The organism is Kitasatospora sp. NPDC048545 (assembly GCF_040651155.1).
Taxonomy (GTDB): domain Bacteria; phylum Actinomycetota; class Actinomycetes; order Streptomycetales; family Streptomycetaceae; genus Kitasatospora.
Genome location: NZ_JBEZIQ010000003.1, coordinates 155,478 through 176,337, shown reverse-complemented (window position 1 = coordinate 176,337; position 20,860 = coordinate 155,478). Strand labels below are relative to the sequence as shown.

17 protein-coding genes and 2 pseudogenes are annotated in these 20,860 nt (G+C 75.7%); 9 read left to right on the top strand and 10 right to left on the bottom strand.

Annotated elements, in window-relative coordinates; all coding sequences use genetic code 11:
- Window positions 1–5: 5 nt before the first annotated feature.
- Complete coding sequence (locus AB0D10_RS04545) at window positions 6–1,148, top strand: amidohydrolase (RefSeq protein WP_360251138.1); 1,143 nt, start codon at window positions 6–8, stop codon at window positions 1,146–1,148.
- 79 nt (window positions 1,149–1,227) lie between these two features.
- On the opposite strand, the gene AB0D10_RS04540 is transcribed toward AB0D10_RS04545, so the two are convergent.
- The 8 genes and pseudogenes from AB0D10_RS04540 to AB0D10_RS04505 all read right to left on the bottom strand — a co-directional run bounded on the left by AB0D10_RS04540 (window position 1,228) and on the right by AB0D10_RS04505 (window position 9,113).
- The gene (locus tag AB0D10_RS04540; RefSeq protein WP_360251135.1) at window positions 1,228–2,037 is read right to left on the bottom strand and encodes an AMP-binding protein; all 810 of its coding nucleotides are present in this window, start codon (window positions 2,035–2,037) and stop codon (window positions 1,228–1,230) included.
- Window positions 2,037–2,261, bottom strand: coding sequence for a phosphopantetheine-binding protein (locus AB0D10_RS04535; RefSeq protein WP_360251740.1), 225 nt, complete (start codon window positions 2,259–2,261; stop codon window positions 2,037–2,039). Before AB0D10_RS04535 ends, AB0D10_RS04540 begins: the two co-directional genes overlap by 1 nt.
- A 5-nt stretch (window positions 2,262–2,266) precedes the next feature.
- Complete coding sequence (locus tag AB0D10_RS04530; RefSeq protein WP_360251132.1) at window positions 2,267–2,998, bottom strand: isochorismatase family protein; 732 nt, start codon at window positions 2,996–2,998, stop codon at window positions 2,267–2,269.
- A gap of 30 nt (window positions 2,999–3,028) precedes the next feature.
- Window positions 3,029–4,687, bottom strand: a complete 1,659-nt coding sequence (locus AB0D10_RS04525) for a (2,3-dihydroxybenzoyl)adenylate synthase (protein ID WP_360251129.1) — start codon at window positions 4,685–4,687, stop codon at window positions 3,029–3,031.
- Window positions 4,684–5,886 carry an isochorismate synthase DhbC gene (gene dhbC / locus AB0D10_RS04520; RefSeq protein WP_360251738.1) on the bottom strand — a complete coding sequence of 401 codons (1,203 nt, stop codon included), beginning with the start codon at window positions 5,884–5,886 and terminating at the stop codon, window positions 4,684–4,686. The genes AB0D10_RS04525 and dhbC overlap by 4 nt, the downstream gene beginning before the upstream one ends.
- Window positions 5,887–6,129: 243 nt before the next feature.
- Window positions 6,130–6,912, bottom strand: a complete 783-nt coding sequence (locus AB0D10_RS04515) for a 2,3-dihydro-2,3-dihydroxybenzoate dehydrogenase (protein ID WP_360251126.1) — start codon at window positions 6,910–6,912, stop codon at window positions 6,130–6,132.
- Window positions 6,913–7,471: 559 nt separating this feature from the next.
- Window positions 7,472–7,861, bottom strand: a pseudogene (locus AB0D10_RS04510) (hypothetical protein); the annotation flags it as partial.
- A 103-nt stretch (window positions 7,862–7,964) separates the two neighbouring features.
- Window positions 7,965–9,113 (bottom strand): CapA family protein, encoded by a 1,149-nt coding sequence (locus tag AB0D10_RS04505; protein WP_360251123.1) that lies wholly within the window; start codon window positions 9,111–9,113, stop codon window positions 7,965–7,967.
- 250 nt (window positions 9,114–9,363) lie between these two features.
- On the opposite strand from AB0D10_RS04505, the gene AB0D10_RS04500 reads away from it, so the two are divergent.
- The 4 genes from AB0D10_RS04500 to AB0D10_RS04485 all read left to right on the top strand — a co-directional run bounded on the left by AB0D10_RS04500 (window position 9,364) and on the right by AB0D10_RS04485 (window position 13,515).
- Complete coding sequence (locus AB0D10_RS04500) at window positions 9,364–10,281, top strand: universal stress protein (RefSeq protein ID WP_360251120.1); 918 nt, start codon at window positions 9,364–9,366, stop codon at window positions 10,279–10,281.
- Window positions 10,282–10,415: 134 nt separating this feature from the next.
- Complete coding sequence (locus tag AB0D10_RS04495) at window positions 10,416–11,708, top strand: M48 family metalloprotease (RefSeq protein ID WP_360251117.1); 1,293 nt, start codon at window positions 10,416–10,418, stop codon at window positions 11,706–11,708.
- Window positions 11,709–11,738: 30 nt separating this feature from the next.
- Window positions 11,739–12,161: a MarR family transcriptional regulator gene (locus AB0D10_RS04490; RefSeq protein ID WP_360251114.1), complete on the top strand. Its 423-nt coding sequence runs from the start codon at window positions 11,739–11,741 to the stop codon at window positions 12,159–12,161.
- A 97-nt stretch (window positions 12,162–12,258) separates the two neighbouring features.
- Window positions 12,259–13,515 (top strand): PP2C family protein-serine/threonine phosphatase, encoded by a 1,257-nt coding sequence (locus tag AB0D10_RS04485; protein WP_360251111.1) that lies wholly within the window; start codon window positions 12,259–12,261, stop codon window positions 13,513–13,515.
- An 84-nt stretch (window positions 13,516–13,599) separates the two neighbouring features.
- Here AB0D10_RS04485 and AB0D10_RS04480 read toward each other — a convergent pair whose 3' ends face one another.
- Both AB0D10_RS04480 and AB0D10_RS04475 read right to left on the bottom strand, forming a co-directional pair.
- Entirely contained in the window at window positions 13,600–15,018 is a 1,419-nt protein-coding gene (locus tag AB0D10_RS04480; RefSeq protein WP_360251108.1) for an ABC transporter substrate-binding protein, read from the bottom strand.
- A complete protein-coding gene (locus tag AB0D10_RS04475; protein ID WP_360251105.1) occupies window positions 15,009–15,602 on the bottom strand; it encodes a hypothetical protein in 594 nt (197 codons plus the stop codon). Before AB0D10_RS04475 ends, AB0D10_RS04480 begins: the two co-directional genes overlap by 10 nt.
- A gap of 105 nt (window positions 15,603–15,707) precedes the next feature.
- Here AB0D10_RS04475 and AB0D10_RS04470 point away from each other — a divergent pair, with 105 nt between their 5' ends.
- From AB0D10_RS04470 to AB0D10_RS04455, 4 genes and pseudogenes are all read left to right on the top strand, one after another.
- Window positions 15,708–16,388 carry a hypothetical protein gene (locus AB0D10_RS04470; protein WP_360251102.1) on the top strand — a complete coding sequence of 227 codons (681 nt, stop codon included), beginning with the start codon at window positions 15,708–15,710 and terminating at the stop codon, window positions 16,386–16,388.
- 6 nt (window positions 16,389–16,394) lie between these two features.
- Window positions 16,395–19,490 (top strand): annotated as a pseudogene (locus AB0D10_RS04465) (ATP-binding cassette domain-containing protein).
- Window positions 19,490–20,182, top strand: a complete 693-nt coding sequence (locus AB0D10_RS04460) for an ATP-binding cassette domain-containing protein (RefSeq protein WP_360251099.1) — start codon at window positions 19,490–19,492, stop codon at window positions 20,180–20,182. Before AB0D10_RS04465 ends, AB0D10_RS04460 begins: the two are co-directional and overlap by 1 nt.
- A 130-nt stretch (window positions 20,183–20,312) precedes the next feature.
- On the top strand, window positions 20,313–20,840 hold the full coding sequence (locus AB0D10_RS04455; protein WP_360251096.1) for a ferredoxin: 528 nt from the start codon (window positions 20,313–20,315) through the stop codon (window positions 20,838–20,840).
- Window positions 20,841–20,860: the final 20 nt, after the last annotated feature.

The following is a 20,860-nucleotide window of genomic DNA, read 5'->3' as shown; positions in this document are numbered from 1 at the left end:
CACCCATGCCCCTGTCCGCGACCAAGCAGGCCGTCCGCGAGCGCGTGCACGCGCACCGGGACGAACTGCTGGCGCTCAGCCGCCGCATCCACGCCCATCCTGAGACCGCCTTCGAGGAGCATCGCGCGGCCGCCTGGTGCGCCGAACTGCTGCGCGGCCACGGCTACACCGTCACCGCGCCCGCGCACGGCCTGGCCACCGCGTTCAGCGCGACCCTCGGCAGCGGGCCGGTCACCGTCGCCCTGGTCTGCGAGTACGACGCGCTGCCCGGCCTCGGCCACGCCTGCGGACACAACCTGATCGCCGCCGCGGGCCTCGGCGCGGCCCTCGGACTCGCCCCGTACGCCGATCGACTCGGGCTCACCGTACGGGTGATCGGCGCGCCGGCCGAGGAGCGCGGAGCCGGCAAGGCCCTGCTGCTGGAGGCGGGAGCCTTTGCCGGGGCCGACGCGGCCATGATGGTCCACCCTTGCCCGGTCGAGGTCGCCGACTTCCGCTCCTTCGCCCTCGGCACGCTGTCCGTCCGCTACACCGGGCGCGCCGCCCACCCGAGCCTCAACCCGCACGACGGACGCAACGCCGCCGACGCGCTCACCGTCGCGCAGGTCGCGATCGGACTGCTGCGCCAGCAACTCCCGCCGCACTGGCGGGTGCACGGCGTCACCACAGCGGCCGGGACGGCACCGAACCTGATCCCGGACAGTGCCACCGCCGAGTACGAGATCCGGACCTCGGCGGCCGAAGACCTCGCGGAGCTGCGCGCCCGGGTCGAGGACTGCTTCCGCGCCGGGGCGCTGGCCACCGGGTGCGGGGTGGAGCTGACCCGGCCCGAGCCGGACTACCTGGACATGCGGTCCGACCCGGGCCTGCTGGACCTGTGGCGGTCCAACGCCGCGGCGCTCGGCCGGCCGGAGCCGGTCGAGCGCGGGCCGTTCGCCTGCACCGACATGGGGAACGTGTCGCACGTGGTGCCCTCGATCCATCCGGTCCTGGACATCACGGGCGGCGCCTGCGCCCCGCACGAGGCGGCGTTCGTCGAGGCGGCGCTGGGCGCGGAGGCAGAGCGGGCGGTGCTGGACGGCGCGGTGGCCATGGCCTGGACGGCGGCGGACCTGGCGGCGGCACGACGCCCACCGGCGGGCCGGTGACGGATTTCGGCTGACGACTTCCGGCGAACGGAGGTCATCATCCGTTCGCCGGAAGTCGTCGCCCGGGAACCGCCCGCCCTCACCCGCCCAGCAGCGCCGTCGGCGCCACCCGCACCGCTGTCACGCCCAGCTCCCGGACCAGCGCCCCGACCTCCCCCTCCCGCTGCGGGTCGGCGAGCACCACGGCGGCGCCCGTCCGCAGCGGCCAGAAGAACTCCCAGAACGGCAGGCCCAGTTGCAGGACGCGGTCACCCGGCCCGAGCGGATGCTCGGCCTGCAGCTCGCGCACCCGCCGGTCCGCCTCGGCATGGGTGACCCGGACGGCCGTCGGCCGCCCGCCCGGACCGTATCCGACGCAGAGCAGGTGCTGCGGCGTGAGCGCCCGCGGCGGGTCGGTGGGCAGCTCGCCGGCCGTCTCCAGCCCGGTGAGCGCCCCCGGCACGCCCTCCCCCAGCACGCACACCGGCGTGTTCTCGGCCAGCAGCCGCTCCCGCCGCCTGGGCGCGTCCGCCGGGTCCAGCGGCAGATAGGCCGCACCCGACTTCACCACCGCCAGCAGCGCCGTCAGCAACTCGGCCGGGCCGCAGGCGCCCGCCAGGCCGACCACCGCGCCGGGTCGGGCCCCCCGGGCGGCCAGGACGCGCGCCAGCCGGTTGGCCGAGGCGTTCAGCTCCCCGTAGCTGACGGTCCCCCCGCCCGCGAGCACCAGCGCCGGCGCGTCCGGCGTCCTGGACGCCTGCGCCTCGACCGGCCCCACCAGTGTGGTGGCCGGGTACGTCACCGCGCGGCGGGGCAACGCGGGCATGACGGTCAGCGCCTCCGCTCGGACCGGTGGGCGGGCGTCCTGCGGCACCGCCCCGCGGGCGGCCTCCCGTACGAGCGCCTCCATCAGACCGCGCCCAGCAGCTCGGCCCAGGCCTCGACCGCCGGATGCTCCGCCAGCCGGACGAACGCCACCTCGGCGCCCTCCGCCCGCCAGCGCTCGGCGAGCGTCATCAGCCGGATGGAGTCCAGCCCCCAGTCGACCAGGTTCTCGTCCAGCGGGATGTCCGCCGGGTCCTCGCCGAGCAGGTCGGCGACCTCGGCCCGGATCCGCTCCACCGTGAAACCCACGCCCGTCACTTCCCGTCCACCTCGTCCGACTTCTTCGATCCGGCCGGCTTACTCGACTCGGCCGTGCCGTCCCGCTCGGCCGCGCCGTCCCGCTCGGCCGCGCCGCCCAGTCGGGCGCGCACGGCCTCCGTCGTGGTGACCACGCCGCAGCGCCCGGCCACCCACTCCAGCGCGGCCCGGTGCTCCGCCGGACCGAAGTCGGCGACCGCGTCGGCCACCACGAACGCCTGGACGTCCCGCATCCAGGCGTCGCAGGCGGTGACCTGCACCCCGATGTGCGCGTACACCCCGACGATCACCAGTTGGTCGCGGCCCTGCTCGCGCAGCAGCCGCTCCAACCCGGTGCGCACGAAGGCGCTGTACTTCCACTTGGTCAGCACGGTGTCACCCGGCGCCGGCGCGGCGGCGTCGGCGATCGCGGTGGCCCGCGGGTCGTCCGGGATGCCCGGACCCCAGAAGTCCTGCTGCAGTCCGCGCTCGGCCGGGCTCTGCCCGCCCAGCTGCGCCGAGTACACGACCGGGACACCCGCGGCACCGGCCGCCCCGGTCAACCCGGCCACGTTGGCGAGGAGTTCGGGCACCGGGGCGGCCCCGGTGTCGTAGCCGCCCAGGAAGTGGTTCTGCAGGTCGTGCACCAGCAGCACCGCGCGCGCCGGGTCCACCGTCCAGGAGACCCGGTCGGCGGGCAGCTCCTCAGCGGTGGGCAGGGGATAGGAGGGAATGCGGGGCAGGCCCACGGTGGTCGTTCCTTAGCAACTAGGGTGAAATCACTTGGCGGTGAGGGAGGCCGCGATGGCCGCGCGCAGGTCCTTCTTGCTGACCTTCCCGATGCCGGTGGCCGGGAAGGCCTCGACGAACTCGACCCGGTCCGGCACCTTGTAGTCGGCCAGCCCGCGCTGCCGCACGAACCGCTTCAACTCGACGCCCTTCGGCGGCTGTTCGCGATGATCGGCACGGAGCACCACGTACGCGCAGGTGCGCTCGCCCAGGTAGGGGTCGGGCATCGACACCACCGCCGCGTCGTGCACGGCGGGGTGCGCGAGCAGGTGGTTCTCGATCTCCTCCGCGGCGACCTTCTCGCCGCCCCGGTTGATCTGGTCCTTGGCCCGCCCCTCGACCACCAGGTGGCCGGTCGGGGTCCGCCGGACCAGGTCGCCGGTGCGGTAGAAGCCGTCCGCCGTGAAGGAGTTCGCGTTGTGCTCGGGCGCGTTCCAGTAGCCGCGGATGGTGTACGGGCCGCGCGTCAGCAGGTGGCCGGTCGCGCCGTTGGGCAGGTCCCGGTCCTGGTCGTCGACCACGCGGACCTCGTCGTCCGGGGAGATCGGACGGCCCTGAGTGGTGGTGATCAACTCCTCCGGGTCGTCCAGCCGGGTGTAGTTGACCAGCCCCTCGGCCATCCCGAACACCTGCTGGAGCGTGCAGCCCAGCACCGGCCGCACCCTGCGGGCGGCCTCCGTGCTGAACTTGGCCCCGCCGACCAGCAGCACCTCCAGGCTCTCGTACCCGCGGGCGCCGCGCGCGGCGGCGTCCAGCCAGAGCAGCGCCAGCGGCGGCACCAGGCCGGTGATGGTCACGCCCTCGCGCTCGATCAGCGGGAAGGCCGTCTCCGGGTTGGGCTGCGGACACAGCACGACCCGGCCGCCGGCGTACAGCGTGCCGAGCGAACCCGGCGAGCTGAGCGGGAAGTTGTGGGCGGCGGGCAGCACGCACAGGTACACGCTGTCCGCGTCCTGCGCGCACAGCTCGACCGATCCGCGCAGCGAGTAGATGTAGTCGTCGTGGGTGCGCGGGATCAGCTTCGGCACGCCGGTGCTGCCGCCGGAGAGCTGCAGGAAGGCGACGTCACCCGGCTCGGGTCCGCTCGCCGGTCCGGGCCCGTCGCAGGGCACGTCCGCCAGCCGGACGTGCTCCCCCGCGTCCTCCCCGGCCACCAGGACCAGCCGCAGCGCGGGGCTCTCCGCCCGGACCCGGGAGGCGAGTTCGCGGTAGTCGAAGCCGCCCTCGACGGCCGGCACGACGTACGCCGCCGCCCCCGTGAAGGAGCAGAAGTACCCGATCTCGGTGTACCGGTGCGCGGGCAGCGCGAAGACCGGCAGCGCGCCGATCCGGAACAGCGCGAAGACCACCTCGAAGAACTCGGCGGCGTTCGGCAGTTGGACCACGACGCGGTCCCCGGCCCGGATCCCCCGGGCGAGCAGCCCGGCGGCCATCCGGTCGGCTCTCAGGTCGAGTTCGGCGTACGTCCAGCGCCGCTCCGTCACGGCCGCCGAGTGGCCGCCCGGGTCGACGACGGCGGTCCGCCCGCCGTGCGCGGCGGCGCGTTCGCGCAGCATCCGCCCGAAGGTCTCGCCGCGCCAGTACCCGGCGGACCGGTAGCGCTCGGCGAACTCGGCGGGGTACGGGGTGAACCCGTCCGACGGCGTCACCGGGACACCCCTGCGGCGTCCAGGAAGGTGCGGAACTTGGCGCTGGTCTCGGCGAGTTCGGCCTCCGGTCGGGACCGGTCGACCACCCCCGCGCCGGCGTACACCCGCAGCGTCCGCTCATCGGCCTCCGCGCACCGGATGGTGACCACCCACTCGCCGTCGCCGGCCTCGTCGCCCCAGCCGACCATGCCGGTGTACAGGCCCCGGTCGAACGGCTCGACCTCGCCGATGACCCGGCGCGCGACCTCCGTCGGGGTGCCGCAGACGGCCGGGGTCGGGTGCAGCGCGCAGGCCAGTTCCAGGGCGGAGACCGCCGGGTCGGCCAGCTCGCCGCTGATCGTGGTGGCCAGGTGCCACATCGCGGCCGTCCGTACCAGGGTGGGCCGTTCGGGCACCTCCAGGGTGCGGCAGTAGGGCGCCAGCGCCTCGCGGATGGCGTCCACCACCACCGCGTGCTCGTGCAGGTCCTTGGGCGACTCCAGCAACGCGGCGGCGCGCCGCACGTCCTCGCCGAGGTCCTCGCTGCGCGGCACCGAGCCCGCCAGCGGGTTGGCCAGCACGGCCGTTCCCCGCCGGGAGAGCAGGAGTTCGGGGCTGGCGCCGATCAGCGTCCGACCGCCGCCGGCGGGAACGGCGAAGGTGTAGCCGCCCGGGTCACGGCGGCCCAGCCGCTGCAGGATGGCCGGCAGGTCGAGCGGCTCGGCGGCGCTCAGCTCCAGCGTCCTGGCCAGCACCACCTTGCCCAACTCCCCGCCGCGCAGCCGCTCGACGGCCACCGCGACACCCGCACCGTACGCCTCCGGCTCGGGCACCGGCCGGATCCGCCACTCGACCCGCTCGGCGGGCGGCGCGGGCAGCGCGATCAGCGGGTCGTCCCGCATCGCCCCGGCGGTCCGGACCCGTTCGGGCACGGCGAGCTCGGCCCGGCTTTCCCGGTCGAACGCCACCGCACCGACCACCAGCGGCCGTTCGACCCCGGCACGGGCCGCCTCGGCCAGTGTCCCGGCGACCCGCACGGGCAGTGGCCGCCCGTCCTGCGGCACCCGGGCGCGCACGCCGGAGGCGAGCAGGGTGCGGGTCGGCGAGGCGAAGAACGCCTCGTCGGAGGCGGCCCGGTACTGGCCGAGCAGTCCGCTGGCCGCGCCGATGACGGCATGGTCGGGGCCGTCGGCGAGGGGGGCCGCCGGGGCATGGGGCACCGTGGTCACGGTGGGTTCTCCAGTCTGGGACGGGTCTACGGGGGAGGTCGCGGTTCTTCGAGGCCGGCGGGAGTCCGGGGGGCCGGCGGGCCTTCGAGCAGGCGGCGGGCCTTCGGGGAGCCGGCGAGCCTTCGGGGGGCCGGCGAGCCTTCGGGGAGTCGGAGGGCCGGGGGCCGGCGAGCCGGGGGAGGTCGCGGAGCCGGGGCGAGCGGCGGTTAGACGCGAACCGCCGGGCGGGCGGGGTCAGGCGCGCAGGGTCGCGCCGCCGTCCACGTACAGGTCGTGCATGGTGATGTGCCGCGCCCGGTCGGAGGCCAGGAACACCACGGCCTCCGCGATGTCGGCGGGGGCCGCGATCCGTCCGAGCGGGATGCCGACCCGCCAGGCCGCCGGATCGCCCTCGATCACCCGCCGTTCGGCCGCCACCGCGTTCTCGCCCCATAGCGCGCGCTGCATCTCGGTGTCGGTCGAGCCGGGCGAGACGACGTTGCACCGCACGCCGGACCGGGCGAGTTCCAGCCCCAGGCAGCGGGTGAACATGGTGGCCGCCGCCTTGGACGCCGCGTAGGCGGCCATCCCGGCCCGGGGCACCCCGGCGGCGTTGGAGCCGACGGTCACGACGGCCCCGCGCCCGCGCTGCGCCATCCGCCGCCCGACGGCGCGGCCGGTGTGGAAGACCCCGGTGGTGTTGACGGCGAAGGTGTCCGCCCAGTCGGCGTCGGTGAGTTCGACGACCGGAGCGGTGCGCAGGATGCCCGCGACGTTGGCGAGCGTGGCGATGGGGCCGAGCCGGCTCTCCACCGACTCGACCACGTCGCTCACGGCCCGGGCGTCGGACACGTCCAGGACGTAGGGTCTGACGGCCGGGAGCTCCGCCGCCAGGGCGTCGAGCGGACCGGCCTTGCGGTCCACCGCCGCGACGACGGCTCCCTCGGCCACCAGCGCCCGGACCACGGCCGCGCCGATGCCCTGCGCGGCTCCGGTGACCATCGCGACGGTACCGGCGAATTCGGACTGCTGCTGCACAGGACATCCCCTCCGACCAGCAAGATTAGGCAAGCCTAACCTAACACAGTTGTTCGCCTACGCCGAGATCCTGTGCGACCGTCACTTCGAACTCCGGCCCCGTCCCGGCCGCGGGAGGGGGCCGGACGATCCGTCTCACCGAGCGCGCGCCACCACCCCGGGCTACGCACCCCGCCCGCCGACGGACACGGCCGACCGCACCGCGGACGGACCACCGGCCACCGAAGGCCGACCACACCGGGACCGGCGACGACCGGCCGCACGACGACCGGCCGCACGACAACCGGCCACACGACACCGGGCCGCACGACACCGGGCCGCCGTCCGGATTCCGCCCAAGTCCCCCTCGCCCCGGCCGGGTTCACCCGACTGCCCGGCGGCGCCCGACTGCCCGGCGACTCCCGGATGCTCGGCGGCGCCGGGGCTACCGCCCGGCCGGACGGTGACAGATCCGGTCGAAGCCGTCGTAGCCCTCGCCGTCCAGGTGCTCGGCCCGCAACAGGCCGGCCCGTAGGGCCATCCGCCGGGAGGCGACGTCGGCGGGGCGGACGCGGGCGATCAGCGGGAGACCGGGCTCGGCGGTGCCCGCCCAGGCCACCACGGCGGTGGCGGCCTCGCTCGCCAGACCCGGCCCCGGGCGGCGGGGGCGAAGCGGTAGAAGAGGTTCAGGACCGGCAGACCGTTCGGCTCCATCGGCTTGACGCCGCAGAAGCCCAGCACGGCGGAGTCCTCGTGCGCCCGGACGGTCCAGTAGCGGTAGCCGCGGCGCCGCCACACGGCGTCCCGGCTCCCTGGCGCCCTCGGCCTCGGCCCGGGTGGCGAGGGCGTCGAAGGGGTTGTGGAGGCAGGCGGCCGGGTCGCCGTGGATGGCGAGGACGGCCTCGACGTCACCCGCGGCCGGCCGCCGCAACGAGAGTCGACGGATCGTCAGTTCCTCGTGCCCGGTCACTGGGTGATGGTACGAGGACGTCACGGCGCTGCGGTTGCGGTTGCGGCTGCGACAGCGACAGCGACAGCGACAGCGACAGCGACAGGCGCAGCGGGCCTTCGTCCTACGGCGAGGCGGGAGCAGCCGCGGGGGCCTTCGGCGCCGGGGTGAGGCCCGCGCAGCCGCGGAGGCCGTCGCGGCGCTTGAGGGCGGCCTCCGCGGCGGCGCCGGTGACCGGCTGCGGGACGCCCTTGTCGTCGATGGTGGCCGGGTCGAAGGCCTCGCCGGTCACCTTGCCGTCGGCGGTGAGGGTGAGGGTGGTGACGCCGCTCTCGTTGGAGTTCGGGTAGTTGGAGGTGCCGTACCAGAGGAAGTTGCCGAAGCCGTACCCGACGTAGGTGTTGCCGAGCATGCCCGAGCCGACCATGGTGTGCGCGTGGGTGCCGACCACGGCGGTGGCACCGGCGGTGGCGAGCTTCTTGGCGATGGCGGTCTGCGGGGCGGTCGGGCAGGCCTTGCCCTCCTCGCCCCAGTGCAGGTAGACGAGCACGACCGGGGCCTGCCGCTTCGCCGCCTCGACCGCCTTGACCAGCGCCGGGACGTCCAGCGCGGAGGCGATGCCCGGCTTGTTCGCGCCGGCCCGCCACTTCTGGTTGGTGAGGTCCTCGACCTGGCTCGCGGCGACCACGGCCACCTTCACCCCGCGCACGGTGCTGACGTAGGGGGCGTACGCCTCCTTGGCGTCGCGGCCGACGCCGACCACCGGGATCGGCGAGGAGTCCTTGGCGGCGAGGGTGTCGGTGAGGCCGTCGGCGCCGAAGTCGACGGCGTGGTTGTTGGCCATCGAGACGACGTCGACGCCCGAGTCCTTGAGCGCCGAGAGCGCCTTGGGCGAGGTGCGGAAGGTGTACAGCTTGGGCTCCGGGGCGCCGCGCCCGGTGATCGCCGTCTCCAGGTTGAGGACGGACAGGTCGGCGTCGGCGAGGCTGCGGGATATCGGGCCGAGCGCGGGCTCGGGCGGCTGGACGGCCAGCCGGGCCTCGGTGCGGCCCTCGAAGTGGACGTCCCCGGCGAAGGCGACGGTGATGGTGCCGTCGGGCCGGGGCGCGGCGCTCTTGCTCGGGGCGCCGGAGGACGGGGCGCCCGGGGTCGGGACCGTGGCCGTCGGGGCGGGAGCCGCGCCCGCCGGCGCCGGGTCGGGGTCGTCCGGGCCGCAGGCGGTGACGGTGGTCAGTCCGACGAGCAGCGCGACGGCAGCCGCGACACGGCGCATGAGTGGTTCCCCCCGAGGACGATGCGAGATCGGTCAGCCTACGCCACCGAATCACCACCCCTTCAGCCCTCACCCGCAACATTCCGGCCACAAAAGGACACCGGCGGCCCCACCCGTGGCCCGCCCGTCCCAATCGCCGCGCCCGTCCCGGCCACGGTGTCCCTGGCGCGGCGGCGGGCGGGCGCGCAGCGTGGTGGTACGGGGAGCCGGTGGTGCCGGTCCCGCGCCGATGCGGCGGAGGTGTGACGTGATGGGTAGCAACGAGGACGGCAGCGCGGGCGGCGGACCGGTCGGCCGCCGCGTCGGCGGCCCTGCCGGCAGCCGGGCCGACGGCCCGGTCGGCAGTCCGGTCGGCGGCGTCCCCGGCAGCCGCGCCCTCCCCGCCCGGGAGTGCCGGATCGTGGTCGGCATCGACGGTTCCGCACCGTCGAAGGCCGCTCTGCGCTGGGCGGTCGGCCAGGCCGTCCTGACCGGGGCGTCGGTGCACGCGGTGGCCGCCTGGGAGTACCCGTCGCTGTACGGCTGGTCCGCGCCGATGGTGGACGACGGCTTCGAACAGACCGCCGGCCGCACGCTGAGCGCCGAGATCGACGAGGTCCTCGGCCCGGAGCGCCCGGTGGCGGTCCGGGAGAGCCTGGTGCTCGGCCACGCCGCCGAGGTGCTGCTGGACGCGGCCGAGGACGCCGACCTCCTGGTGCTGGGCAGCCGCGGCCGGGGCACCTTCGCCCGGACGCTGCTCGGTTCGGTCAGCGCCCGCTGCGCGGTGCACGGCAGCTGTCCGGTGGTGATCGTCCGCTCCGACGGGACGGCCACCGCACCGGCCGCGGCCGGGGCGGTCGCGGGGACGGTCGCGGGGACGGGCGCCGGGGCGGGGACGGAGCCGGAGGAGGACGTCCGGTCCACCGGGGCCGGCGGGCCCGCCGTGCGCACCAAGGACTGGCAGCTCACCCTGCACGTGGTCGAGGACCGGGACACCACCCGGGTGCACGCCGCCCTGGACGCCGACGGCTACGTCCTGCACAGCGACGCCCACTCCCGGCGCAACCCCGGCGACGCCCCCGCCCCGCGGATCGGCGACGAGTTCGCGGTCGGCCGCGCCCTGGTGGACCTCGGACACCAGTTGCTGCGCGCGGGCGTCCACGGCGCGACCGGGCCCGCGGAGGAGTGACCGCCCGCGGCCGGAGCCCCGCCGGGGCGCCGGATCCGCCCCGGCACAGGAGTGCGCACCGCCCCGCCGGGTACGCCATGCTGAACCGCGACACCCGACCGGAAGACCGGACGACCGGAAGAGCCGCCCCCGCCATGGACACCACCCCCGACCGCCGGGCCGCCCCGGACCCCGACGCGGGCCCCGGCCCCGACGCGGGCCCCGGCCCCGACGCGTCCACCGCCGCGTCCGGGTCCACCGCCGCCGACGCCCCCGACTTCACCCCCGCCGAGCGCGCCCGGGGCCGCGCGTTGCGCCGCGCCCAGCTGCCGTGGGCGCTGGGCGGCCGGCTGGCGGGTCTGGCCCTGACCCTGCTGCTCGGCCTCACCCCGGCCGGCGCCGGCCTGGTCACCGCCGTCGGCCGCTGGTTCGGCGGCTCCCGGACGGCCACCGTCCTGGCCGGCGCGGCGGCCCTGGTGGTCCTCGGCCAGGTGCTGCGGCTGCCGTTCGGCGCCGGGGTGCGGACCGTCCGCGCCCGCTACGGGCTGGTGACCCAGGGCTGGGCCGGCTGGGCGCTGGACGCCGTGCGCGGCCTCGCGCTCGCCCTCGCCCTCTTCCTCCCGCTCGCCCTCGGGCTGTTCGCCCTGACCGCCCGGTCGCCGCAGCACTGGTGGCTGTCGGCGGCGGGCGCGGCGGCGGTGCTGACCGTCGCCCTCTCCTTCCTCCACCCGCTGCTGATCGAGCCGGTGTTCAACCGCTTCGCGCCACTGCCGCCGGGCGGGCAGCGCACCGCGCTGCTGGCACTGGCCGAGCGGGACGGCGTCCGGGTGCGGGACGTCCTGGTGGCGGACGCCTCCCGCCGCACCACCGCACTCAACGCGTACGTCTCCGGGTTCGGGGCGACCCGCCGGATCGTCGCCTACGACACGCTGCTGGCCGCCGCCGAGCCGCGCGAGGTCGAGCTGGTGGTCGCGCACGAGCTGGGCCACGTCAAGCACCGGGACGTGCCGGTAGGCACCGCGCTGGGCGCGGTCGGGGCGGCCGTCGCGGTGGCCGTCCTCGGCCTGCTGGCCGACTGGCAGCCGCTGTTGGACGCCGCCGGGGTGACGGACGCGGCGGACCCGCGGGCGCTGCCGCTGCTGGCGGCGCTCGCGGCGCTGCTGGGCGCGCTGTCGGGGCCGGTGCAGTGCGCGGTGAGCCGCCGGATCGAGGCCCGGGCGGATCGGCACGCACTGGAACTGACCGGTGACGCCGAGCAGTTCGTGGCGATGCAGCGCAGACTGGCACTGGTGAACGCCTCCGATGTCGACCCGCCCAGGCTGCTTGAGCTACTGTTCGCCACTCACCCGAGTGCGACCCGCCGGATCGCCGCCGCCCGCGCCTGGCAGGCCGCGCCGGGACGGCCCGCACCGGAGCAGCGCGCCACCCCCGGCGAATCCGTTGTATAGTGCAACAAATTTCGAGGAGGTAGGAACGCCGTGCCCGGCCGCCAGTCGTCCATCGACACCATCCAGCGCGAGCTGACCGCCTTCGCCCGCCGCGCCCGGCACAAGGCCTCCCAGCTGCACCCCGACCTCTCCCTGGTCACGTACAGCATCCTCGACCTGATCACCGAGCGCGGCGGCTGCCGGGCCGCCGACGTGGCCACGCACTTCATGCTCGACAAGTCCACCGTCAGCCGCCAGGTCACCGCCCTGGAGAAGCTCGGCCTGCTGGCCCGCGAAGCCGACCCGGACGACCAGCGCGGCCAGATCCTGCGCGCCACGGAGGCCGGGCTGACCCTGCTGCGGGACGCCAACGAACAGCGCCGCCTGGCCTTCACCACCCGCTTCACCGACTGGTCCGACGAGGACGTCGCCCGCTTCGCCGCCTACCTGGCCCGCTACGGCGAAGAGGGCTGACCCGGCACGGCCGGCAACCCGGCAGCACGGCCCGGCGGAAACGCCCGGCAGCCCTCCCGGGGTGCGCCCCTCCACCCCCACGGTGTACAGAGGAGAGGTGCCCCTCCGGCAGCGACCCGATGCGCCGCACCCACCCGACCGCCGCCGCGCCTGGCGGCCGGACCCCCGGGTGCTGACGGCGCTGACGCTCGCGCTGATCGTGCTGATCGCCGTGGTCGACATCCTCTCCCCGCCGGACATCCACCTCGGCCCGCTGCTGATCGTCGCGCCCGCGCTCACCGCCTCCTTCGCCGGCCCCCGGGCCACCTTCTGGGTCGCCGTGCTCGCGCTCGCCGCGCTGACCGTCATCGGCACCCTCCGCGACAGCCTGACCAGCGCCAACATCGAGACCCAGCTGAGCGCACAGGTCGCCGTCTCCGCACTGATCGTCGGCCTGCGGGTGCTGCGCGAACGGCACGAGCGCGAACTGGCCCGGGTCCGGTCGGTGTCCGAGGCCGCGCAACGGGTGCTGCTGCGCCCGCTGCCGGAACGGATCGGACCGCTGCACCTCGCCTCCGTCTACCTCGCCGCCGAGGCCGAGGCCCAGGTCGGCGGCGACCTGTACGCGGCCGCCCGCACCACCACCGGCACCCGGCTGCTGGTCGGGGACGTGCGCGGCAAGGGCCTGTCCTCGCTCGGCGACGCGGCCCTGCTGCTCGGCGCCTTCCGCGCCGCCGCCCACCTGCACGCCGAACTGCCCGACCTGGCCGCCTACCTGGACGGCAGCGTCAGCTGGGACCTCGCCCAGCTCTCCGAGCAGTCCCGGCAGACGCGGGAAGCCCAGCAGGATTGGCGCGCCCTGCCCCGGGCGACCCCCAGGGACGCCCCCGAGGAGGCCGTGGAGTCCGGCGAGTCCTTCATCACCGCCGTGCTGCTCGACATCCCCGACGACGGCTCACCGGTCCGCCTGATCGACTGCGGCCACCCGCCCCCACTGCTGCTGCGCCCCGAGGGCATCACCACCCTCGCCGCCCGTCAGCCCGCCCCGCCGCTGGGCCTCGGCGAGCTCGCCCCGGTGCGGTACGAGGTGGAGACCTTCCCGTTCCGGCCCGGCGACCGGCTGCTGATCTACACCGACGGCGTGATCGAGGCCCGGGACGCCCAGCGGCGCTTCTACCCGCTCACCGAACGCGTCGCCGCCTGGAGCGCCGAGCGCCCCACCGTCCTGCTCCACCGCCTCCGCCGGGACCTGCTCGCCCACGTCGGCGGCCGGCTGGACGACGACGCGGCCATGGTGGTGGTCGAGCGGCTCCCGGACGACGGTCTGCGTGGGAGCCGCCCCACGGACGGCCCCACGCCCCCGGACGGGCCCTGAACGCCGGACGGGCTCTGGACGCCGTACGGGCCCTGAACGTCGACCGGGCACGGCCCCGGGCGGCACCCGGGGCCTGTCCGGGACCTACGGCTTGTACGGCAGCTGCGGCACCTCGTAGCAGTTCGTCGTCATCGACGGCACCTGGGTGACCCAGCCGCCCCGGCCGCCCTGCGCCGAGTCCTGCCAGCGGGCGGCGTTCAGGCAGGCGCGGGTCAGGCCGGTGGGCGGCGGCTGCGGGACGAAGGAGGCGGGCAGGATCAGGCCGTGCGCGTCGTACGGCTCGGCGCGGTCCATGAACGCCCCGACGCAGGCGCGGGTCGGGGCGGCGCCGCAGGAGTCCACCGCGTCGGTCAGCCACAGCGCGCCCGCCCAGCCCTCCAGTTCCCAGGCGGAGAGCTGCCCGGCCCGATCCGGGTAGTAGCGGGCCATCGCGGTGCGGAAGTCGTGCACCGCCGGGTACTGCTCGTCCTCGTAGTTCAGGCTCGACGAGGTCGCCCAGAGCACGTTGCGGCAGTTCGGCGAGGACTGGTAGTCGGTCCGTACCGACTCCGACCAGTTCTGCACGTTGGTGACCTTCGCCGTGACGGTCACCCCGGACTCGTCCAGCGCCCGGCACAGGGCCGCGTTGCCCCGGGTGTCCATGGCGTCGAACAGCAGCTGCGAGCCGTCGGCGCGCACGGCCGCGGCCACCGCCTGGAAGTTCGGCAGCGCGAAGTCCACCGTCTGCAGCAGCACCCGGTAGCCCTCCGCCTCCAGTCCGGCCTTCAGCTGCCCGGCGTAGCGCGCCGAGTCGGCCTGGTTGTACGCGACCACGGCGGCACTGTCCGTCCCCAGGCGCTGCTTGAAGAAACGGAACACCTCGGTGCTCTGGTAGAGCGTGCCGTTCCAGCCGACGGACTGCCCGTCGCGCGGCGCGGCACTGCCGTAGATCCCGTACAGGTGCGGCCAGCGGTCGTACGCCGTGCCGATCGGCTGGCCGCCGACGTCCGGCACGGCCTTCCCGCTCACGTACGGGGCGCCCGCGTAGTCGAGGACACTGCCGCTGACGAAGGCGAACACGTGCTCCTGGTCGATCAGCCGGTGCACGCAGTCCTGGTTGCCGACGCCGCTGCCGCCGTCGTCGCAGGTCACCACCCGGACCGTGCGGCCGTGCAGGCCGCCCCGGTCGTTCAGGGCCTGGAAGAAGGCCAGCGCGCCGTACCGGGGGCCGCTGAAGACCTCGCTGCCGACCGGGCTGGTCAGGGAGGTGACGATGCCGATCCGGATCTCGCCCGCCGTGACCCCGGTGTCGGAGGCCGGATTGCCGCTGGTCGCCCCACCGGTCGGGCCCGGGGTCGGGGCCCGGGTCGCCCGGGCGGTGAAGGCGCCCTCGGGCAACCGGGTGCCGCAGCCGGCCGGCACCGCGGACAGGAGCAGGGCGAGGACCGCCGCCACGACGCGGCCGGGCCGCCGGCGCGCGAACGCGTCGGCGGCCCGGCGCCACGGGCGGGTCGTCAGCTGCATCCGGGAATCGGGGTCCCGCTGGCGCCGCCCGCCTGGGTCAGCAGCCCGCACAGGGTCGAGCGGGACACCTTCCAGGTGCCGTTCTCCAGGACGGCCTGACCGGAGGCGCTGGGCTCGACCACCGTGCCCTGGAGCGACAGCGAGTAGGTCACCGTCGCGTGGGAGGCGTCGGCGAACGAGACGTCGGTGACCTTCGCCTGCACCTGGCCGACCCGCGGGTCCTGCGAGAAGCCCTGCAGCACCGGGAGCAGCTGGTCACCGCCCTGGAGCAGCATGGCCTTGTCCGGGATCGGGGTCGCGGGGTCGAAGAACTTCTCCCAGTTGGTGGTGATCTCCGTCTTGGCGGCGGCCGCGTCGGCGGGGGCACTGCCGGTCGGGCTCGCGGCGGCGGTGCCGGTGGCGGTGCCCGTCGGACTCGCGGCGGCGGTCGAGCCGACGCTCGCCGGGGAGCTCGCCGAGGACCCGGACGTGCTGCTGCTACTGCACGCGGCCGCCGTTCCCGCCAGCACCAGGGCGAGCAGCACGCTCGCCGTCCGCAGGGCCCGGCCGCCGCCCGTGGGGGCGCCGCTTCGCGTCACGTGCATGGTGTTCCCTCTCGACTGCGCCGCCCGGGCCGGTCTCCCGGTCTCCCGGATGCTGTTCCAGGCCGATCCTGGAAACGTCTCAGGTGACACCATGAAGGCGGATCCATGGACGAATCGCAATCCGACGGAGAAATCACCCGTAACGCCCCAAAGGGTTCCCCCTTCCGGGGCGGCGCGTTCCGGGGCGGGGCGCTCCGGGGCGCGCGCGAGTGGGTGGGCTGGCTGCTCGTCGCGGCGGGGGCCGTGCTGTGCGTGCTCGGCTGGTACGGGGTCTCCGGAGAACCGTTCGTCGAACAGCAGGTCCCCTACCTGGCCTCGTCCACGATCCCGGGCGCGGCACTGATCGTGGCCGGCGCCGTCGTGGTCGCGCTACGGCCGCCGGCCCCGCCGGAACACGGCGGCCTGACCGACCGCCGGGTCGAACGGCTCTACGAGCTGCTCGTCGAACCGTCCGGCACCGGAGCCGGTACGGGCAGCACCGGACGGGATCCCGCACCGGACCCCGGGCAGGCCACCGGGCAGAACGCCGGACCCGCCGTCGTACCGGACCCCGCCGACACGGCCGACACGGCCGGACCGGACGCCCGGGCGTGGCTGGCCGTCCCCGAGGGCACCCGCTACCACCGTCCGGACTGCCCGCTGGTCACCGGGAAGGCCCGGGCCGCACCGGTCGGCCCGGACGCCGTCCGGGCCCGGGGCCTGACGCCCTGCCCGCTCTGCTCGCCCCGCCCGCCGGACCGCGGCCCCGACACCCGTCCGGGCGGATCCGCCCCGCCGGCCGGGTGAACGCCCATGACCACCGCACTGCTCACCGCGGCCCCCGAGTCGCTCGGCCTGACCGTCGACCTCGCCCTCGCCGGCCTCACCGTCGGCAGCGCCGCCGCTCTCAGCGGCATCGGCCTCGTCGTCTGCCACCGCGCCACCGGAGTGCTCAACGTCGCGCAGGGCGCCCAGGCCATGGCCGTCGCCTACCTGCTGCGCGACCTCGTCGTGGTGCGGCACTGGCCGGTCTGGCCGGCCGTCGCCTGCTGCCTGCTGGTCGTCGCCCCCGCGCTGGGCGTCCTGCTCGACGTCCTGGTGTACCGCCCGCTGCAGCGGCGCGGCGCCGGACCGGCCGAGACCATGGTCGCCGGGCTCGGCGTGTTCGTGCTGCTCATCGGCGTGGCCGTGCTGCTCTGGGGACCGGCACCGCTGGCCGGCGCCCCCTCCCCGCTCGGCGGCGCCGCGATCCGCCTGCCCGGCGGACACGGCCTCCGACCCGACACCGTCGCCCGGCTCGCCGCCATCCTCGTCCTCGGCCTCACCGTCTTCGCCACCACCCGGTGGACCCGCTTCGGCCTCCGGCTGCGCGCCGTGGTCGACGACCGCCGCCTCGCCGCCCTCACCGGTGTCGACGCCGACCGGGTCTCCGCCGTCGGCTGGGCCTTCGGCACCTTCACCGCAGGCCTGGTCGGCATCGCCCTCGCGCCGTACCTGCTCCTCGACCCGTACGGGCTGCCGCTCCTGGTGATGGAGACCATGGCGGTCGCGGTCGCCGCCCGGCTGCGCAGCATCCCGGTCGCCGTCGCCACCGGGCTCGCCCTCGGCATCGCCCAGTCCGAGCTCACCCGGCTCCACCCCTCCGGGCAGTTGCTGCCGCTGGTCCAGGCGGTGCAGTCCAACCTGTTCGTGATCGCGCTGCTCGTCACCGCCCTGCTCGCCGGACCGCACCTCGGCGGGGAACGGACCGGGACCACACCACTGCCCGCCCGCCGCCCGGGGAGCGGGCGCGGACGCCAGGCCGGGGCCGTCTGCCTGGTGCTGCTCCTGCTGCCGCTCGGCTTCCGGGGCAACGACCTGCGCAGCGCCCTGCTCGTCCCCGCGCTCGCCCTCGTCCTGCTGTCGATCGTCGTCGTCACCGGATACGGCGGGCAGATCTCGCTCGGCCAGGCCGGGTACGCGGGGCTCGGCGCGCTCGGCACCGGACTGCTGATGTCCGGACGCGTCCCCGGCCTCCCACCGCTGCCCGCCGCGCCCGCGCTGCTGATCGCCGTCCTCACCACCGCGCCGCTCGGCGTGCTCACCGGCTGGCCCGCGATCCGACGGCGCGGGCTCGCCCTCGCCCTGGTCACCTTCGCGGTGGGGATGGCCATGAGCCGCTTCGTCTTCCAGCAGCCGTACGCCACCACCGGGCTGGTGCTCGACCGCCCCTCCTTCCTGACCGGCGACCGCGCCTTCTACCTCGCCGAACTCCTGCTCCTCGGCCTCGGACTGCTCGCCGTCCGCGGCCTGCACCGGGGCCGCCTCGGCCGGGCCCTGACCGCCGTACGGGACCACGAACCGGGCGCCGTCGCGGCCGGCGTGGACGTCCCCGGCCTCAAGCTCTTCGCCTTCGTGGTGGGCGCGGCCCTCGCCGCACTCGGCGGCGGCCTGATCGGCCTCGCCGGACGCGCCTTCGACCCCTCCGACTTCGACCCGGTACGCGGCCTCCTCTGGTTCGCGGCCGTCGTCGTCGCCGGCGCCGACAGCGCCCTCGCCGCAGTCCTGGCCGCCGCCCTCATCATCGGCCTCGACGCCGGCACCGTCGCCGGTGTCTCCGCCGTCGCCGTCGGCGCCCTCGCCACCGTCATCGGCCGCCTCCCCGGCGGCCTCGCCGCGCTCCCCCTCCCCCGGCACCGCCCACCTCCGGCGCGGCCCCCGGCGCTCCCCCCGTCCCGGCTCAGCCCGGCGGGGCGCCGCGTACGGGCGGCGATCGCCGCGCGGCAGGCGAGAGGGGAACGGACGTCATGAGCAACCCTCATGACACCCCGAGGAACCGCGCGGCGACGCCCCATGAGCAGCGCTCATGCCATGGCACCGGGGCCGCGAGCAGCACCGGCACCCGTGCCCGCACCCGACGAGGGGCCATGAGCAACGCTCATCCCCCCGTCGGGACGGGACACCGAGCAGCCATGAGCACCACTCATACCGCCGCACGGCCCGCTGCCCGAGCGGCGGTCTCGGCACACCGATGGGGTCCCCATGAGCACCACTCATGACCGGCCCGCCGCACGCCTCACCGCCCGGGGCATCGTCCGACGCTACGGGGGGATCGAGGCGGTGGCCGGGGTGGACCTGGTGGCGCTGCCGGGGCGGATCACGGCGCTGGTCGGACCGAACGGGGCGGGCAAGAGCACCCTGTTCGACTGCCTCGCCGGCACGGCACGCCCCGACGCCGGACGCGTGCTGCTCGGCGGGCGGGACGTCACCGGGCTGCCCGCGCACCGGCGGGTACGACTCGGATTGGCCCGTACGTTCCAGCAGATCGCCGTCTTCCCCACCCTCTCGGTGGCCGACAACGTCCGGGTGGGTGCCGAGCAACGGACCGGGCGAACCGCACGGGCCGGGCGAGCTGGGCGAGTCGGGCGAGCTGGGCGAGTCGGGCGAGTTCGGCCGACCCGACTGACCGGGTGGCTCGGGCTCCAAGGGCGGACCGCAGCCGTCGAGGCCCGGGCCCTGCCGGAGCGGGCCTCCCTGACGGTGCGGGCCTCCGTGACGGAGCGGACCGCCGGGGCGCTGCGGCTGTTCGGACTGCAGGACGTCGCCGCCGAGCCGGCCGGGGAGCAACCCACCGGCGTGCTGCGCCTGGTGGAACTGGCCCGGGCCCTGGCGAGCGGGCCCCGGGTGCTGCTGCTGGACGAGCCCGCGGCCGGGCTCGACGCCGCGCAGACCGCCCGGCTGGTGTCCGTGCTGCGGGGCCTCGCCGAACAGGGCATGGCACTGTTGCTGGTCGAGCACGACGCCGAGCTGGTCGCCGAACTCGCCGACGCCGTCTACGTGATGGCCGAGGGCCGGATGATCGCGGGCGGCCCGGCCGCGACGGTCCTCGCCGACCCGCGTGTCACCCGGGCCTGGGGGGCGGTGGCCTGATGCCCGTCGAAGCCGCCCTCCGCGCCGCCCGGGTCCGGTACGGCCCGCTGGAGGCCCTGCACGGGGTCGACCTCGCGTTCCCCTCCGCCGCCGTGACCGTCCTGCTGGGCCGCAACGGCGCCGGGCGGACGAGCGTGCTGCACGCCCTCGCCGGGGTCGTTCCGCTGTCGGGCGGGCGGGCGGTGTGGCGGGGCCGCGACGTCGGCGGGCTGTCGGTGCACCAGCGGGTACGGCGGGGACTGGCCCTCGTCCCGGCCGAACGCGGGGTCTTCGCGTCGCTGACCGTCGCCGAGAACCTGGGCCTGGGCGGGCCGGGGCAGCAGGAAGCGCTGGAGCTCTTCCCGGAGTTGACCGCGCTGCTGCACCGCCGGGCGGGCAACCTCTCGGGCGGCCAGCAGCAACTGGTGGCCGTCGGCCGGGCCGTGGCGGCGCGGCCGTCCCTCCTCCTGCTCGACGAGCCCGAACGCGGACTGGCCCCGGCCGTCGCCGCCCGGCTGCACGCCCGCCTGCTGGCCGACGCCGCCGCCAGCCGTACGGTCGTGCTCACGGCGCGGTCGCTGCCGCGCACGCTCAGCGGGGCGGCGGTGGTGCACGTGCTGCACCGGGGTGAGGTCGTCTTCTCCGGTGAGCCCGGGGAGACCACCGGCCTGCCGACCGAGATCGGCCGCCACGACCTGACGGACGTCCCATGAGTCGAGGAGTCAACGGGCGAGTGGGTGGGTCCGGTGCGTTCAGGCACTCCCCTTCTCCCATTCGATCGAGCACTCCCCTCCTCCCGCCGGTGGCCCGTCCCGGCGCGAACGGATGTCCTAACCTCGGCAGATGACGCTCTACTTCGACCCGGTGGCCGTCCTCGGCGACGACCGCGATGCCTTTCGGGGCCGTTGGGAGGACCGGCTGTGGCTCAACGTCCCCGGGCCCCTCTACGGCGGGGAGACCGACAACTGCTGGACAGGGCGGCTTTCGGCACCCTCCCATGTCCTCTACGGAGGCGACTACCTCACCGAGTACGTCTACCGCCAGCCCCGAACGCCTGCGGACACGGCCCTGCTGGTCGAGGCGGCGGACGACGACCCGTTCCTCGGGTACGGCTGTGACGGCGACTCACGGTGGACACCGAAAGCCGTCCGGGAGTGGTGGCGTGACCGCGGCCGGGTCCTGCAGTACCTGACCGACCACCGGAGCACATGGGACGAGGGCGATGCCTGGGCGCTCCAGGACACGGCCGCTGCCGTCCGCAACTTCGAGCGCTACATCGCCGGTGGCCTGGCAACCGACCTGCGGATCTACCTCTACTGGCTGGAGGAGCGGCGGTCCCCCACGCCCGCTGACCGGTTGCCCGAGCTGTAGCCTCGCGCGGCGAGTGCGTG